This is a genomic window from Kocuria sp. WRN011 (assembly GCF_002295155.1).
In the GTDB taxonomy this organism is placed as follows: Bacteria; Actinomycetota; Actinomycetes; order Actinomycetales; family Micrococcaceae; genus Kocuria; species Kocuria carniphila.
In genome coordinates this window covers 1-15923 of the sequence record NZ_NSGI01000008.1, presented here as the reverse complement: position 1 = coordinate 15923, position 15923 = coordinate 1, and the positions used below count along the sequence as shown (strand labels likewise).

At 64.2% G+C, this 15923-nt stretch carries 15 protein-coding genes and 1 rRNA gene; 4 read left to right on the top strand and 12 right to left on the bottom strand.

The features are described 5' to 3' along the window. Positions 1-45: 45 nt before the first annotated feature. Genes CKW39_RS11870 through CKW39_RS15320 form a run of 10 tightly spaced genes read right to left on the bottom strand, consistent with a single transcriptional unit; the run spans position 46 to position 10541 of the window. Entirely contained in the window at positions 46-1038 is a 993-nt protein-coding gene (locus CKW39_RS11870) for a site-specific tyrosine recombinase XerD (RefSeq protein ID WP_254049396.1), read from the bottom strand. Continuing rightward, positions 1011-1664 carry an NUDIX hydrolase gene (locus tag CKW39_RS11865; RefSeq protein ID WP_095798336.1) on the bottom strand — a complete coding sequence of 218 codons (654 nt, stop codon included), beginning with the start codon at positions 1662-1664 and terminating at the stop codon, positions 1011-1013. Before CKW39_RS11865 ends, CKW39_RS11870 begins: the two co-directional genes overlap by 28 nt. A gap of 40 nt (positions 1665-1704) precedes the next feature. After that, positions 1705-3399 carry a CTP synthase gene (locus CKW39_RS11860; protein ID WP_095798335.1) on the bottom strand — a complete coding sequence of 565 codons (1695 nt, stop codon included), beginning with the start codon at positions 3397-3399 and terminating at the stop codon, positions 1705-1707. Between the two features lie 49 nt (positions 3400-3448). Continuing rightward, complete coding sequence (gene recN / locus CKW39_RS11855; protein ID WP_095798334.1) at positions 3449-5161, bottom strand: DNA repair protein RecN; 1713 nt, start codon at positions 5159-5161, stop codon at positions 3449-3451. Continuing rightward, positions 5158-6264, bottom strand: coding sequence for an NAD kinase (locus CKW39_RS11850; protein ID WP_095798333.1), 1107 nt, complete (start codon positions 6262-6264; stop codon positions 5158-5160). The genes recN and CKW39_RS11850 overlap by 4 nt, the downstream gene beginning before the upstream one ends. Before the next feature lie 55 nt (positions 6265-6319). Beyond that, positions 6320-7087: a TlyA family RNA methyltransferase gene (locus CKW39_RS11845; RefSeq protein ID WP_095798332.1), complete on the bottom strand. Its 768-nt coding sequence runs from the start codon at positions 7085-7087 to the stop codon at positions 6320-6322. After that, the gene (locus tag CKW39_RS11840) at positions 7084-7374 is read right to left on the bottom strand and encodes a hypothetical protein (RefSeq protein WP_095798331.1); all 291 of its coding nucleotides are present in this window, start codon (positions 7372-7374) and stop codon (positions 7084-7086) included. The genes CKW39_RS11845 and CKW39_RS11840 overlap by 4 nt, the downstream gene beginning before the upstream one ends. After that, positions 7371-8387 carry an HAD-IIA family hydrolase gene (locus CKW39_RS11835; RefSeq protein ID WP_095798330.1) on the bottom strand — a complete coding sequence of 339 codons (1017 nt, stop codon included), beginning with the start codon at positions 8385-8387 and terminating at the stop codon, positions 7371-7373. Before CKW39_RS11835 ends, CKW39_RS11840 begins: the two co-directional genes overlap by 4 nt. Then, positions 8377-9546, bottom strand: a complete 1170-nt coding sequence (locus CKW39_RS11830; RefSeq protein ID WP_095798329.1) for a hypothetical protein — start codon at positions 9544-9546, stop codon at positions 8377-8379. Before CKW39_RS11830 ends, CKW39_RS11835 begins: the two co-directional genes overlap by 11 nt. Further along, positions 9543-10541: a hypothetical protein gene (locus CKW39_RS15320; RefSeq protein WP_143469995.1), complete on the bottom strand. Its 999-nt coding sequence runs from the start codon at positions 10539-10541 to the stop codon at positions 9543-9545. Before CKW39_RS15320 ends, CKW39_RS11830 begins: the two co-directional genes overlap by 4 nt. A gap of 414 nt (positions 10542-10955) precedes the next feature. Between CKW39_RS15320 and CKW39_RS11815 the strand changes: the two genes are divergently transcribed. Continuing rightward, a complete protein-coding gene (locus CKW39_RS11815) occupies positions 10956-12170 on the top strand; it encodes a dicarboxylate/amino acid:cation symporter (protein WP_095798326.1) in 1215 nt (404 codons plus the stop codon). A gap of 178 nt (positions 12171-12348) precedes the next feature. Then, positions 12349-12873 (top strand): SRPBCC domain-containing protein, encoded by a 525-nt coding sequence (locus CKW39_RS11810; protein WP_095798325.1) that lies wholly within the window; start codon positions 12349-12351, stop codon positions 12871-12873. A gap of 87 nt (positions 12874-12960) precedes the next feature. Here the strand turns inward: CKW39_RS11810 and CKW39_RS11805 are convergent, their stop codons facing one another. Beyond that, positions 12961-13440, bottom strand: coding sequence for a small multi-drug export protein (locus tag CKW39_RS11805; protein WP_095798324.1), 480 nt, complete (start codon positions 13438-13440; stop codon positions 12961-12963). Positions 13441-13615: 175 nt separating this feature from the next. On the opposite strand from CKW39_RS11805, the gene CKW39_RS11800 reads away from it, so the two are divergent. After that, complete coding sequence (locus CKW39_RS11800; RefSeq protein WP_095798323.1) at positions 13616-14926, top strand: sensor histidine kinase; 1311 nt, start codon at positions 13616-13618, stop codon at positions 14924-14926. Then, complete coding sequence (locus CKW39_RS11795) at positions 14923-15537, top strand: DNA-binding response regulator (protein WP_095798322.1); 615 nt, start codon at positions 14923-14925, stop codon at positions 15535-15537. Before CKW39_RS11800 ends, CKW39_RS11795 begins: the two co-directional genes overlap by 4 nt. A gap of 266 nt (positions 15538-15803) precedes the next feature. Here the strand turns inward: CKW39_RS11795 and rrf are convergent. After that, positions 15804-15920: ribosomal RNA gene (gene rrf / locus CKW39_RS11790) — 5S ribosomal RNA — on the bottom strand. Positions 15921-15923 lie beyond the last annotated feature (3 nt).

The following is a 15923-nucleotide window of genomic DNA, read 5'->3' as shown; positions in this document are numbered from 1 at the left end:
CGGCGCAAATCTCCAAGTGACACCGGACGCATTCGACCGGTCATGTCATTGAGCGCGAGGGTGCGCCGTCGCGTAGACCTCGCGTAGAGATTCTACGGAGACCTTGGTGTAGATCTGGGTGGTGGCCAGGGATGCGTGCCCCAAGAGTTCTTGGACCACTCGTAGATCCGCCCCGCCCTCCAGTAAGTGGGTCGCGAATGAGTGCCGCAGTGTGTGCGGGGTGACGTCCTCGCCCAGTTGAGCGAGTTCGGCGGCGTCCTTGACCATGGTCCACGCCGTTTGGCGGGAAATCCGGCCACCCCTGGCGTTGAGGAATACTGCGGGTGTTCCCTTGCCGTGCCGGGACAATTCCGGTCGCCCGCGCACCAGGTACTGGTCCAGGGCCTTCTTCGCATACGAACCCACCGGAACCATGCGTTGTTTATTGCCCTTGCCCAACAGCCGTACGAAGGACAGCTCTGAGTCATGGAGCCCCGCCAGATCGTCCACGTCCAGGGCGACCGCCTCAGAGATGCGCGCGCCCGTCGCGTACAACAGCTCCAGGAAAGCACGCGCCCGTAGCCCCGCCGGAGACTCCGGGTCCGGAGCCGAGAGAATCTTTTCCACGCTGTCCAGGGCGATGGCCTTGGGGAGGCGCTGCGGCGGCGTCGGCGGACTGACGCGAGAGGCGACGTCCACGGGGCACAGTCCCTCCGCGACCCAGAACGCGTGGGCGCCACGGACGGCCGCCAGGACGCGGGCGGTGCTACGAGTGCTCAGCGCGGGATGCTCCGGTGAACCCTCGTGGAGCAACCGCACAAAGGCGCGGACGTGCTCGGTCGAGATCTCGGGCGGCGCGGACGCCGAGCCACCCTCAGAAGCTTCGGTGGGCCCGGTCAGGAATTCGAGATACCGCGTGAGGTCCCGGCGGTAAGCCGCCAGCGTGTTCGCGGCCAAGCCCCGCTCCACGGTCAGGTGATCGAGGTAGCGGTGAACGGCGCGTTCCAGATCCGGCGGAACGGACGAGTCGGTCACCGGAAGTTCAGATGACCCGGCCACGGGCTGTCCACCGGGCGCAGTGACGTCCAGTCCTGTGCTCGTGCGGCGTGCGCGGCCAGAATGCCCAGGACCGCGGCGGGCGAATTGATCTGGCCGGACAGCGCGGCAGCCACGGTGTCGTCGAGGTCGGCAAAGCGAACGATGATCTCCGCCTCTTCACCGTCGCGCTCGTGACGCTCTGCCTCCGGGACCTCGTGCAGGCCACGCGCCAGGAAAATCCGATTGGCCTCCGAGGATGAACCGGGTGAGTTGTGGAAGTCCACGAGCACGTGCCAGTCGTCAGCGGTCATGTCGGCTTCCTCGGCCAATTCCCGCTGAGCGGCGGTGTGCGGCGGTTCCCCGTCCACGTCGAGCAGTCCGGCGGGGATTTCCCACATGCGCATGCCCACGGGGTGGCGGTACTGGTTGATGAGCAGAACCCGGTCCTGCTCATCCAGGGCCACGATGGACACCGCCCCGGGGTGGGTGATGAAGTCTCGTTTCAGGGTCGAGTCTTCATCACCCATGCGGAACTCATCGCGCTGAACGTCCCAGATGAATCCTTCGTACACCGTGTCCGATGCCACCACCGTGTGGGGATCCACCGTGTCTTTCAGCTCTGCTCGGCTCACGCGCGAGAGTTCCATGCGAACCTCCGGTTGCTCGGTGATCTGCTGCCCTAGGCCTTTACTCGCTGCCCAGTGCCTCGCGGCGGGACAGGGCCGCCTTGATGAGGCCGTCGAACAGCGGGTGCGGGCGGGTCGGACGGGAGCCGTACTCCGGGTGAGCCTGGGTGGCCACGTAGTACGGGTGCTCGCTACGGGGCAGTTCCACGAACTCCACGAGCTGACCGTCCGGGGATGTTCCGGACATCACCAGTCCGCCCTGGGTCAACGCATCGCGGTAGGCATTGTTGACCTCGTAACGGTGACGGTGACGCTCGGAAACCTCCAGGCTGCCGTAGGTCTCGGCGACCACGGAGCCCTCGGCGAGCTTGGCCGGGTAGGAGCCCAGGCGCATGGTGCCGCCCAGGTCGCCGGCACCCTCAACGAACTGCTTCTGCTCTTCCATGGTGGCGATCACCGGGGTGTCGGTCTCGGGATCGAACTCGGTCGAGGACGCGTTGGGCAGGCCCACCACGTTGCGCGCGAATTCCATGACCATGCACTGCAGGCCCAAGCACAGCCCCAGGACCGGAACCTGGTTCTCACGGGCCCATTTGAGCGCGCCCAGCTTGCCTTCCAGACCTCGGATGCCGAAACCTCCGGGGACACAGATCGCATCCACGTCACCGAGTTCGCGCTGCGCACCCTCCGGGGTGTCGCACAGGTCGGAGGCAACCCACTTGATGTGCACGCGGGAGTCGTTGGCGAAACCGCCGGCACGCAGTGCCTCGGACACGGACAGGTAAGCGTCCGGGAGGTCGATGTACTTGCCCACGAGCGCCACGTTCACGTGGTGCTCCGGCTGGTGCACGGCTTCGAGCAGGTGCGACCACTGGGTCAGATCTGCGTCGCCGTAGTACAGACCCAGGTAGTCCAGGATGTAGGTGTCCAGACCCTGGTTGTGCAGGGTCGTGGGGATGTCGTAAATGCTCGGCGCGTCGGCACAAGAGATCACGGCGTCCAGGTCCACGTCACAGGCGCCGCCGACCTTGCGGAGCATGCCGTCCGGGACCTCACGGTCGCAACGCAGGACCAGTGCGTCCGGTTGGATACCCAGACCGCGCAGCGTGGCCACGGAGTGCTGAGTCGGCTTGGTCTTAAGCTCACCGGAGGGGCCGATGAACGGGATCAGGGACACGTGCAGGTAGAACACGTTGTTGCGGCCCACATCCTGGCGCACCTGACGGGCGGCCTCGATGAAGGGCTGGGATTCGATGTCACCCACGGTGCCACCGATCTCGGTGATGATGATGTCCGGGGCGTCCTGGTCCTCGGAACGGCGGCGCATACGGCGCTTGATCTCGTTCGTGATGTGCGGGATGACCTGAACCGTGTCGCCCAAGTATTCGCCGCGGCGTTCCTTGGCGATCACGGTGGAGTACACCTGACCCGTGGTCACGTTGGCGGAGGCATCCAGGTTCTCGTCCAGGAAGCGCTCGTAGTGACCGATATCCAGGTCGGTTTCTGCGCCGTCGTCCGTGACGAAGACTTCACCGTGTTGGAACGGGTTCATGGTTCCGGGATCAACGTTGAGGTACGGATCCAGCTTCTGCATGGTCACCGAGAGTCCGCGCGAGCGTAGCAACATGCCCAGTGACGAGGCCGTCAGGCCCTTGCCAAGAGAGGAAGCTACACCACCCGTGACGAAGATCTGTCGAGTAACTTTGCCGTTGTTCTGCGTGCCTGCCTCGGGGGCGGCGTTCTGAGCGTTCACCACGGAATTTCAGCCTACCATTCCAGTTGCGTTGAGTTGAGGGGCAGTTGTGTCATGCGGTTGCGTCCCGCAAGAGCTCGCGGGCGTGTTCCCGCGCCGCTTCAGAGTTTTCGTGGCCCGCGAGCATGCGGGCCAATTCCACCACACGTTCCTCGTCCGTGAGCACTTTCACGTCCGAAACCGTGGAATCCGAAGACTTGGTCACCAACACGTGATGGTCCGCAAAGGCCGCGACCTGCGGCAGGTGGGTCACCACGAGCACCTGGACGTTCTTGGCCAGCATCTTGAGGCGTCGCCCGATCTCCACCGCGGCCTTACCGCCCACGCCGGAATCCACCTCGTCGAAGACGAAGGTCGGCACCGGGTCCACCTCGGACAGCACGACTTCCAGGGACAGCATGATGCGGGAAAGCTCACCACCCGAAGCACCCTTGCCCAGCGGCCGAGGCTTGGCATCCGGATGGGGGGCCAGCAAGAACTCGATCTCGTCACGGCCGTGCTCGGTGAACTGTTCGGTGGGTTCCACAGAAACCACCAGCGACGCGTTGGGCATAGCCAGCGCGGTCAATTCCTTGCTCACGGCCGTGGACAGCTTCTCGGCGGTCTTCCGGCGTAGCTCCAGCATGGTCTGCGAGCGCTCGAGCAGTTCCTGGTGCAGTGCGTGCGCCTCGTTGCGCAGTTCCTCGTCGCGTTGCGGGTCGTCGACCAGGTCGGAGAGCCTACCGCGGGCGGTGTCGGCCCATTCGATGACCTCGTCGATCGTGGTCCCGTACTTGCGCGTAAGGGTCCGTAGTGCGTTGCGGCGCTGCTCCACCTGTGCAAGCCGCGCGGGACCGTCCTCGTCGAGACCGCTCGCGTACCCGGAAAGGTCCGCGGCGACGTCGGCGGCGACCACCGTGAGCTCTCGCACCCGCGTGGCCAACTCGGCCAACTCCGCATCCGAATCGGACTCGTGATCCAAGGCCTGCTGGGCGTAGGACAGCAAAGCCACGGCGTTGGTGTTCGGCTCGTCGTCCGCGTCCGTGCCGCTCAACGCCGCCTGAGCCGTCACGGCCGCTGAACGCAAGGCCTCAAGGTTGGTGAGCTTCTCACTCTCGGCGTCCAGTTGGACGTCCTCGCCGGAGATCGGCTCCACGGCATCAATTTCTTCGAGCGCGGTGGTCAGGCTTCGCGCTTCCAGGGCACGCTCGCGCATGTTCTCTTTGATCTCGCGCAGGGTCGCCACAATGGTCCGGTAGCGGGCCAGCTTTTCGCGGTACGCGGCCAGTTCTTTGGCCAGCGGCGCCCCCGCGTACTCATCCAAGGCCTTTCGCTGGGCCACGGCGGACTTCAGCCGCAGCTGGTCGGACTGACCGTGCACGGCCACCAGGGTCTCCCCCACGGCTCCCAGGGTTCCGACCGGCGCGGATCGGCCACCCACGTGAGCGCGGCTGCGCCCTTCCGCGGACACCGTTCGAGACAACAGAATTTGCGCCTCGTCCCGGCCGTTCACGGTTTCGACGTCGACGACGCCGCCCGCCTCCTCCACGAGCTCAACCGCACCGTGCGTGGCCAGCACCATGACGGTCGCCTCCGCCAGGGCCTTGCCACTTCCGGAGCGCACCGCTCCGGCGTCCGCCCGGTTGCCCAGGAGCATGCCGAGGGCCGTGACGACCATGGTCTTACCGGCTCCGGTCTCACCCGAGAGGATGGACAGTCCGGGCCCCAAGGGCAGCACGGCATCCGTGATGACACCCAGGTCATGGATGTGAATTTCTTCGATCATTGGCTCGGGGTCTCACCTGACGAGGGTCGGTCCGGGGATTGGTCGAGAATGTGGCGCGCGCTATCGCTGTCACGCGCGGAAATGGGATCGTACGGGATCTCGCGGCCCACGCTGAGTTTGGGGAAACCGTTGTCCTCGGACATGACGTGGTGCTTGGGCTGGACCATGGGCAACGCCGTGGTCTTGGCGTCCTGCTGATGGCTGGGCAATGGGCCTCGCCAGCCGGCGGTGGGCAGTTCGAACTTCTTGACGAGCCGTTCGGAGAACGGTGTTGCGTGCATCCGCGCAAGGTTCACGGGCTTGTCGGAGCGGCGCACCTCAATGCGACATCCGGGTGGCAGGTCCGCGGTACGCCGGCCATCACACCACAGCACACCCCGGGCGTCGGTGCGAGTGAGGACTTCCACGGCCAGCATGGAACGCGGGGAGATGACCAGGGGTCGTGAGAACAGCGCGTGAGCAGACAGCGGCACCATGAGCAGCGCCTCGACCTCGGGCCAGACCACCGGTCCCCCGGCAGAGAATGCGTAGGCGGTAGACCCCGTGGGTGTTGCCATGACCACACCGTCGCAACCGAACGTGGACAGCGGACGGCGATCCACCTCGATGACCACTTCGACCATTTTTTCGCGGTTGCCTTTTTCGACCGAGGCCTCGTTGAGGGCCCAGGTGTGCAACACCTTTTTCTGGTTCTCCCACACGGTCACGTCCAGGGCCATGCGGCGTTCCACGGTGTAGCGACCGTCCACGATCGCCTCGACGGTTTCGGTGAGCCCGGAGCGTTCAGATTCTGCCAGGAATCCCACGTGACCCAGGTTCACGCCCAGCAATGGGGTGTCCACGCCGCGAACAACCTCGGCGGCGCGCAGGATGGAGCCGTCACCGCCCAGCACCATGACCAGTTCGATATCACGCAGGGCAACGTCTTCTTCGACGATTTCTACGGGCACCATGGTTTGGCCGTCGGCCTCCAGAGCTTGCAGATCTCGGCGGGACAACACCGGAATCAGTCCCGCGTCGTGCAGTTGCGCACAGGACTGACGGGCGGCGTCTTTGGCATCACGCCTGCCCGTGTGTGTCATGACCAAGATTTTCCGGCTCACGTCTTCGGGTCATCCTCCTGCGTTTCGGTCTGCGGTCGAACGGGCTTTGCTAAGACTACGCGAGCGATCCGACTCGCTGAACGGTGCTTCGTTTACGGCACCAGACGAAGAACTCCACGTTACCGTCTTGGCCCGGCAAGGGGCTTTCCACCCTTCCTCTCACGTCCAGGCCCGCACTTTCGGCGGCCGCGATCACACCGTCCACGGCGCGGCGTCGTTCCCGTTCGGACGTCACCACCCCCGTACGCGAGATGTTGTCCACGCCCACTTCGAACTGCGGTTTGACCATGAACAGCACGTCTCCCCCGTCCTTGGTGGCACGCCCGAGAGCGTCCGTGACCAGAGTCAGAGAGATGAACGACAGATCGCACACGGTCAGATCCGCGGGCCCCCCGATTTCTTCCGGGGACATGTAGCGCACGTTGAGGCCCTCGAACACGCGCACGCGCTCGTCGTTGCGCAGCTCCGCCACCAGCTGGTCGTGGCCCACGTCCACCGCCACCACTTCACGGGCACCTCGGCGCAGCAACACGTCCGTGAATCCGCCGGTGGATGCCCCTGCGTCCAGGCAACGCAGTCCGGCCGGATCGATATCGGTGAACGTGTCCAGGGCGCCCGCCAGTTTGTGCCCCCCACGGCTGACGTATTCGTCGGCCCCCGACGCCGCCACCTCCAGTTGGTCCTCTTCGCTCACCTTGAGGGAGGGTTTGGTGCAGGGGGCACCATTCACGCTGACGCGTCCGTCCCGGATCCAGGACGCCGCAAGCGTCCGGGATCGAGCGAGCCCCCGAGAGGTCAGGGCCTGGTCCAGCCGCAGACTCACTGGCCCGTGAGCCCCGTGGGAAGGGAACCGGGTTGCTGTTTGAGGATCGACTCCAGTTCGGCGTGCAGTTCCTGAAATGCCGCGGCACGTTCATTGACCGGCAACTCGCTCACCGCTGCTTCCTTGGCGAGCACGCGGTCCACGGAATCCAGTCCCGTGACGGGCACCGGATCAGAGTCTGCACGGTAGGCAGCATCGTCATCCACGACGCCGAATTCCTGGGCATCGAGGTCCGGAGCGTCGGTGTCGGGGGCGTCCCAGCTGTCATTCGGGAACTGCTTGCTCATCGTGCCGCCTCCCACGTCACTTCGGGGTCGGTCGGGGTTTTGGCGTCCGGGTGCAGCGCCCACCATGCGGCGCACGCGGCACGCCAGCCGTCCAGACTGTTTTCCGGGGCCTGGATCCGCACACCGTTGTCTCGTGCAACTGCAATGGCGTCACGGCACGTAGCGGTCACTTCTTGATCACTGTTGTCCTCGCGGGAAACCTGCGGATCGGGGTATGCCTTGTACAGTTCCCGCAAGTTACCCAGCAAGTACGTCGGTCGTTCCTGATCGCACGCGCGCAACACGGTTTCCGGAGTGTCCACTCCCGTGAACACTTCGATGCTTTCCATACCTGCGGCGTGGGCACCACGGATATCGGTGTCGAGGCGGTCGCCCACCACCACGGGGCGCTGGCTTTTCGCGCGCTCGGCGGCCTCGTGGAACACCGGCGCCTGGGGTTTGCCCGCAACTATGGGTTCGCGCCCCGTAGCAGCAGCCACCGCGGCCACCAGGGTGCCATTACCCGGCGCAATGCCGCGTTCCTTGGGAATCGTGAGGTCCGTGTTGGTGGCACACCACAGCACGGATTCATCGGCCAGCGTGTAGGCCGCCTCGGCCAGTTGTTCCCAACCCAATTTCGGATTGAAGCCCTGAACCACCGCGATGGGCTCTTCCGACTGCGACCAGACCGGGGTCAGACCAACGGCCTTGATCTCGTCCGCGAGCGCCTGCGCACCGGTGATCAGCACCTTGGCCTTCTCGGGGAGTCGACCGGCCAGCAGCTTGGCCGCGGCTTGAGCGGAGCTGGCCACGTTACTTTCCCGGGTCGGCGCACCCAGTTCCGAGATGTGCTCAGCCACGGCGGCCGGTGGGCGTGACGCGTTATTCGTCACGTACATCACCGGAACGCCCATCTCCGCTGCACGGTTCAACGATTCCGGTCCACCATCAATGGCATCGGGACCCGCATAGACCACGCCGTCCAGGTCGCAGAGCAGCGCGTCAAAGCGACTGATCAGCGGCTCATCGGTCATGGTTCTCAGAATCGTCGCCGGTCTCAGCGGTCTCTCCGGATTCAGACGCGGGGGCCACAGTGTGGGACTCGCCCGGCTCCACGGGAGCCGTGGTCTCGGAAGGTTCCGCGGTGTCGTCGGTCTCGGAAGGTTCCGCGGTGTCGTCGGTCTCGGAAGGAGCGGCAACGGCCGAGTCGGTGTTGTCGCCCGACTCGTCGTCCGCGTGCTGTGCAGACGCAGCGGACGCCTCGGCCTCTACGGGAGCAGATGCCTCGGTGACGACGACGTCCTGGCCGTCGACGGCGTTGCTGACCGGAGCGTCGTCGGCCGCCTCGGCATTACCAACACCCGAGTCGGTCGTGTTGGTCGCGTTGGCAGACTCGTGAGGCGTCTCGGCGGTGGCGTCGACGTTTTCGCTGTGGCGCTCACCGGCCTCGCGAACGGTCTCCTTGGCGGCGTCCAGGTCGATGTCGTCGCCGAGGTCCACGATCTCCGGTTCGGAAAACTGACCCAGTCCGAGTGCGGCCTCGGCCACGATGGCCTGGCGTTCCCAGCTCAGGGCCTCCTTGTCACGGCCGACACCGCGCAGTGCTTCCGCGTACGCCCGGAACAAACGCGGGCTGTAGGAGAACCCGCGGTTCTTGTCGAGTTGCGGGATCTGCAGTGCCGCCAACGATGCCTGCTTGTCTCCGGCGTCGGAATGGATGCCGGACACCACGATGGCCAGCTCAACCTTGCCAGCAGCATCCAACTTCTCGACCGCGCTCGACTGAGCTTCCTCGAGTGCCTTCTCAGCTTTGCCCAGGGCGCGCTGACAATCCACGATGAGCGGCAAGTGTTCTTCCGAGCCGGAAATGCGGCGATGGGTCCGCAGTTCCTTGAGAGCCAGCGCGTAATCCTCGGCGGCGTAGGCAGCCACACCCGTTGCTTCACGGACAACCGCAATGCGGCCGGCCTTCCGCACGGCCGCATTGGCGTGCTCGAGCGCGAACTCGGGATCCACCTCCAGGTAACGCGCAGCCATGACCAGGTGCTGGGCGACCCGCTCCGCATTGCGAGGTTCCAGTGCCTCGAGCTGACGACGCGTGGGCTTGTCGACCTCGCGACCCGTGACGTCCTCGTCGATGTCGGGCGCAATGAACCGGGGCTTGTCCAGATCGTTCAGATCCCGTCGGGTCATGCGCTCTTCGCGGTCAGCGTCCCTGCGGCGATCGTCGCCACCAAAGTTATCGCGGCGCCGATCATCACGGCGACCACCGGAACGGTCGTCACGGCGGAAGTCCTTGCGGCCGTCTGGGCGGCCACCACGATCATCACGACGATCCCCACCGCGATCGTCACGACGTCCCTCACCTGAACGGCGGTCGTCACGGCGGAAGTCCTTGCGTCCATCGGGACGGCCACCGCGGTCATCACGACGGACATCACGGCGATCCCCGCCCCGGTCATCACGACGTCCATCGAAGGAACGACGGTCGTCCGAACGGCCTCCACGGTCGTTGCGCCGGTCATCGGTGCGGTCTCCGTAGGACCGACGGTCGTTGCGGTCGTTACGGGGACGATCATCCCAGCGTCGGTTCTCGCGACGGTCGCCTCCGCCGTATCCCTCGGTGCGTCGACCATCGGAACGGCCCCCGCGGTCATCACGGCGGTCGTTGGTCCGATCATCACGGCGGAAGTCCCTACGATCTCCACCCCGGTCATCACGGGGACCGTCGAAGGAACGGCGGTCATCACGCCGATCGCCGGAACCGCCCCGGTCGTCACGGCGGTCGCCGGAACCGCCCCGGTCGTCACGGCGGTCGCCGGAACCACTGCGGTCTTCCCAGGTACGGCTGCGGTTGCCGGTCTCACGTTTGCGTTCCCAGTCACCACTGCGTCGTTCCGAGCGGTGGCCGTCCTTGCGGTCCTGGAAACGATCGAACTGACGGCTCTGGCCCTTACGATCACCGGAGCGGCCGTCCGAGCGATCGTTGCGGGGGCGATCGTTCCACCGGCGGGGTTCGCGGCGGTCATCGCCGCCCTGGTTGTCGCGGCGTCGATCATCGCGCCGGTCCCCGGCCCGATCGTCACGACGATCATCGCGACGGAAGTCCCTGCGATCTCCGCCGCGGTCATCACGGCGTCCGTCGAAGGAACGACGGTCATCGCGGCGGTCCCCACCTCGGGTGTCATCCCGGCGATCATTACGACCGCCCTCGCGGCGGTCGTCCCGACGATCCCTCGAACCGCCGCGATCTTGCCAGAAGCGATCCCGATCTCCTCGGTTGTTCCAGCCGCCGGGCCCGCCCGAGCCGCGGCGTCGGTCTCCGCCGGAACGCTCGGAATTGTCGCGGGAACCGTACTGTTCGGAATCGGTCAAAGGGATCTCCTTGTGGGCCCGAGGGCCAAAAGCGTGGAAGCGACATGATGAGTCGCGGTAGTGTTCATTGCATTCTACAAAGGGGACGCGGTCGGCGTCCCCTCAACCGTGGGTCAGCTTGGTCACCGCCGGTCGAAACGGACGGTGTCAGCGACATCGGCGCGACCACAATCTTGAGAACGTGTCGTTGAACCAATACCCCTCCTTGTCCCGAGAGATCTTGAACCATGAGTCTTCGTTCCCTGTCCAAAAACCTGCTGTTGCGGGTGCTGGTGGCCATCGTGCTGGGCATCGTGTGCGGAATGTTCTTCCCAGAAGGCGTCGCACGAGTTTTCCTGACCTTCAACGGCATTTTCAGCCAGTTCCTGGGATTCCTGATCCCCGTGTTGATCGTGGCCCTGGTAACCCCTGCCATTGCGGACCTCGGGCGTGGCGCGGGCAAGTGGCTGGCTGTCACCGCGGGCATTGCCTACGGATCCACAGTCTTTGCCGGCCTCTTGGCGTTCCTGGTGGCCAAGGCGAGCTATCCGTGGCTGCTGGGTGACCGAGGTTCTGTAGGTTCCTTGGAGAACCCGGAGGACCACGCGTTGTCCGGGTTCTTCGAAATCACCATGCCACCCGTGTTCGATGTCATGACCGCGCTGGTGCTGTCCTTCTGCCTGGGCGTGGGCATCACCATGATCAAGGGCAACTCGCTCCACAAGGGCTTCGATGAGCTGAGGATCATCATCATGATGATCGTGGAAAAGGTCATTATCCCGCTTCTGCCCATCTATATCTTTGGCATGTTCATGAGCATCACCATGAACGGGCAGATCACCACCATCATTTCCACGTTCTTCCGCATCGTGATCCTGGCGTTCATCATGACCGTGGTCATCCTGATCATCCAGTACCTGGTCGCCGGAATCGTGGCCAAGCGCAACCCGTTCGTGCTGCTCAAGAACATGCTCCCCGCTTACGCGACTGCCCTGGGCACGTCGTCTTCCGCGGCCACCATTCCCGTGACCCTCAAGTGCGCGGCTCGTAACGGTGTGGACGACCGCGTGGCAGGCTTCACCATTCCCCTGTGCGCCACGATCCACCTGTCCGGATCGACCATGAAGATCGTGCTGTTCTCCTTGGCGATCATGACCATCACGGGCATGCCCATCAACTCGTGGCAGTACGTGGGCTTCATCTTCCTGTTGGGCATCACCATGGTGGCGGCTCCCGGTGTTCCAGGTGGCGCCATTATGGCTGCGGTGGGCATCCTGCAGTCCGTGCTCGGTTTCGACGAGACGGCCGTTGGTCTCATGATCGCGACCTACATCGCCATCGACTCGTTCGGCACCGCGTGCAACGTGACCGGTGACGGCGCGATCGCAACCATCATGGATCGCATCCTGAAGAACCGCCGCCACGACCTGAAGGCGCCGGAGGACTCCCCCGTCTCGGCCTGAGGGCTTTAGGAGCCCTTCAATTGACGACGGCGCCGCGCGAGCAATTCTCGCGCGGCGCCGTCGTCAATTAATCCCGTCGGTAGTTGTGGGAAGACCGGCCGCCGGATTGAATGGAGGAATCATGGCGCGCTCGACCGCGCCGAGCTAGAGGCCCCCGATCAAGGAGTCCGTACCCGTGATGAACAGCACCCCTCAGAATTTCGACGGCACCTACGAGGTGATCGATGACCGTCCCGCGATCGTCTTCGAACGCGAGTATCCGGCCGCCCCGTCCCAGCTGTGGGCCACCGTGGCCACCGCCCCGGCTATGAGCCGTTGGTTCCCTTCGCGGGTGCAACTCAATGCACACCAGGGCGGGGGGATCGTGTTCACCGGCGATCCGCACATGGAATCCAGCACCGGAACGGTGACCGATTGGGAACCGGAACGCCATTGGTCGTTCACGTGGGGCGACTCGGAGGTCGATATCTCGGTCGAACCCGCTACGGAAGGTAGCAAGCTCACGTTCATCGAGTTCCTCGAGTCGGAGAATACTGCCGCCCGTAATGCCGCCGGATGGCACGTGTGCCTCCACGCGATGCAGAGCGTGCTCACCGGCGACACCATGACCACTCCCCTGGACTGGGAACCGGTGTACCGCGGGTATGCGGAGAAGGGGCTGCCCACCGGCGCCGTGGTGCCCGGTATCAACGACAAGAACTGACTATCCGCGCACACAAACAGGGACTCACCCTTTGTCGGGGTGAGTCCCTCGTTTTCTGGGACGGCGGTTCGCGCAGACCGCGCTAGGTTAAGCGACGCCGATCATATTGATGCCTGCCGTAGCGAATCCCGCGAACACGACGCCCCACAGAGCGATAGCGATGACCTGCCAGAAGATGATCTTGCCCTTGGCCACGCCTGCTCCCGCCATCATGGACGAGGTGATCTGGCTCGGCAGGAACCACTGGCCGATCAACGAAACACCGGCCACGCCGTACTTCTCGAACAGGCGGTAGAACTTCTGTTTCCGCTTGCTGGGTTCTGCCGCCGGCTTGTTCTTCCGGAACAGGTTGTGCAGTTTTTCAGCACCGAGCACCAGAACGAGCATCGAGATGATGTTGCCCAGGACCGCAAACGGAACGGTGATGTACAGGGGCACGCCGGCAAGCACGCCCAAGAACGATGACCCGTAGGACTCGATGAACGGGATGGCCCCGCCGAGCATCAGGAAGAACGCCTGTGCCATGGGTCCTGCGGCTTCTACGGAGGTCTGCAACCATTCGAGCATTGGTCTGTTCCTTTCAATCTGTGAACCGGCTTGTTCCGGTTGGCTTGCTGAGTACTACTCTTCCGGGATCCGTTCCGAGCCGTTAGTGTCGCCCTGTCATGAGTTGCGCGTGCAGTGTCACCAATCCCGTATGACAGCTGTCATATCGTGGGTGAGCAGCGCTTAGGCTGTTTCCATGGCCCTTCCCTCGGACCGCTCAACGGCAAATCGAAACCAGACACTCGGTAGTTCAACCGCGGCGTCGGTGCACCAGCGCCGAAACATGGCGGTGGTGTGGTGGAGCACCTACCTCTCGCTCATCTTCCTGGCGATCTTCATCTACGGCCTGGCATTGCTGGTCAGGGTGGCTCAAGATCCACAACTCGTCGCGTTGGTGGTGGCTGCCCTGGGCGCACTCGCGATCGTGCCCTGGGCCATGACGGTTCTCAGAGCTCGCCGAGGGATCGACAACGCAACGTTCCGTACCCCCACCATGGCCTGCGCCGGTATTCTCGCGTTCGCCAGCGCGCTGATCAGCTTGTGGTCTCCACCCGCTTTTGGGGTCGGCGCGCTTCCACTCGCGCTCGTGCTGGCCACGGCCGCACTGTCGCTCTCCAAAGGCCGTTGGTGGGTCATCTTCGCAGCGTTGTTCCTACCCGCTGCTCACTTGTCCTTGGCGATCGCGCTCAATGGAACCCCGGCCGAATCTCGTGACCTCATCACAGTCACCTGGCTCTCGTTCTTCACCGTGTTGGGTGTTCCCACGTCCTTATGGGTCTGGGCCGTCATGGTCGAACTCGATGTCACCCGCCAACAGGCGGCGGAACTAGCCATCACCAATGAACGATTGCGGTTCGCGGCCGACCTCCACGACGTACAGGGCCATCATCTCCAGGTCATCAGCCTCAAAACAGATCTCGCGTCCCGCTTGCTGGCCAGAGACAGGCCCGACGCGGCCGCGCCCCACATTCTCGAAGCCCACGATGCAGCTCAGACCGCCCTGCAAGAGACTCGCGCTCTGGTTCAGGGCTACAGGAAGACCACGCTCACTCAGGAGCTGAACAACGCTTCGGCCGTCTTGGATTCGGCGGGCGTCAAAACCAATGTCACGGTGCCGGAGCTCATTGCTACGTGGTCCCAACAGCCAGGATCCACAGAACTCGGCTCTGTCCTGGGACTCGCCGTCCGCGAGGCGACCACGAACATCCTGCGGCATTCTCACGCGAGTACCGCTGACTTCGACCTGACGCTTGGCAGTGCAGCGTCGGTTCACGGTGCGGCGGTCGTCGAGCTGAGAATCCGCAACGACGGCGCTCCCGCCCCGGTAACTCAGGCGCCAGTCAATTCCCACGCTGGTTCAGGGCTGGACGGACTCAGACGACGCCTCGCCGATATCGGCGGGCAGCTCAACACGGAGACGACAACGAACCAGGAATTCATCCTCCGGGTCTCGGTACCCAGATCAATGAACTTCCCAGCCGCACATGACAAGGACGACTCACAGTGAACAGTTCCCCCATTTCCATCGTGCTCGCCGACGACGAGCACCTGATCCGCGGCGCCCTTGCGGCCCTGTTGGACCTTGAGGACGACTTCGCCGTGGTCGCTGACGTCGACAACGGTACGGACGCGCTGGCTGCAGCACATCAACACGGCCCCACCGTGTGTGTCTTGGATCTTGAAATGCCTCCCACCGACGGAGTGGACACCGCATCGAACATTCTCCGAGAGATCGACACACACGTTGTGATGGTGACCCGTCACGCCCGCCCAGGAGTGCTGCGGCGGGCACTAGCGGCCGGCGTCAAAGGTTTCGTACCCAAGTCCACCCCGTCGGAGAAACTCGCTGAGGTAATCCGTACCGTAGCCGGCGGCGCGCACTATGTGGATCCAGAGATCGCAGCCAGTGCGCCCACCGGAACGGACTGTCCGCTGTCCGAGCGGGAACTCGACGTGCTCCGCGCAACCACGGAACACGACACCCTGGCCCAAACCGCCCAGGAGCTCCACCTGGCCGCGGGCACAGTTCGGAACTACGTTTCCTCGGCCATTGCCAAACTCGGTGTCAGCAGCCGGCAGCAGGCTGCTCAGAAAGCCTGGGAGGAAGGCTGGATCTGACGGGACACACCCTCTTGAATCCGTATTAAATGCAGAAGGGGCTGGTTCGGGAACCCCAAGACGGAGTTACCCGAACCAGCCCCTTTTCATGCACCGCCCCCGTTGGTGGCCGGGCCGTGGCCCAACCCCACGGGCGTTCAATGAGAAGAAGCCATGAACAGTCCTCCCCGCGTTCGTGGGGTAGCTGCCCATGGCTTCGACCATGAGTGTTAAATGCGTTGAGGGGATACACACCCGTGGGTGTGTATCCCCTCAACTGACGTTAATTTCGGCGGTGACTTACTCTCCCACACCCTCCCGAGTGCAGTACCATCAGCGCTGTGGGTCTTAGCTTCCGGGTTCGAGATGGGACCGGGCGTTTCCCCCACGCTATAACCACCGAAAAC

Excerpts from the sequence above, each read along its gene's own strand:
- CKW39_RS11810 (WP_095798325.1), top strand. The coding sequence starts at position 12,349 with ATGAACAGCACCCCTCAGAATTTCGACGGCACCTACGAGGTGATCGAT.
- CKW39_RS15320 (WP_143469995.1), bottom strand. The coding sequence starts at position 10,541 with ATGACACCCGAGGTGGGGACCGCCGCGATGACCGTCGTTCCTTCGACG.
- recN (WP_095798334.1), bottom strand. The coding sequence starts at position 5,161 with ATGATCGAAGAAATTCACATCCATGACCTGGGTGTCATCACGGATGCC.
- CKW39_RS11865 (WP_095798336.1), bottom strand. The coding sequence starts at position 1,664 with ATGGAACTCTCGCGCGTGAGCCGAGCAGAGCTGAAAGACACGGTGGAT.
- CKW39_RS11835 (WP_095798330.1), bottom strand. The coding sequence starts at position 8,387 with ATGACCGATGAGCCGCTGATCAGTCGCTTTGACGCGCTGCTCTGCGAC.
- CKW39_RS11800 (WP_095798323.1), top strand. The coding sequence starts at position 13,616 with ATGGCCCTTCCCTCGGACCGCTCAACGGCAAATCGAAACCAGACACTC.
- CKW39_RS11830 (WP_095798329.1), bottom strand. The coding sequence starts at position 9,546 with ATGACCCGACGGGATCTGAACGATCTGGACAAGCCCCGGTTCATTGCG.
- CKW39_RS11815 (WP_095798326.1), top strand. The coding sequence starts at position 10,956 with ATGAGTCTTCGTTCCCTGTCCAAAAACCTGCTGTTGCGGGTGCTGGTG.
- CKW39_RS11805 (WP_095798324.1), bottom strand. The coding sequence starts at position 13,440 with ATGCTCGAATGGTTGCAGACCTCCGTAGAAGCCGCAGGACCCATGGCA.
- CKW39_RS11840 (WP_095798331.1), bottom strand. The coding sequence starts at position 7,374 with ATGAGCAAGCAGTTCCCGAATGACAGCTGGGACGCCCCCGACACCGAC.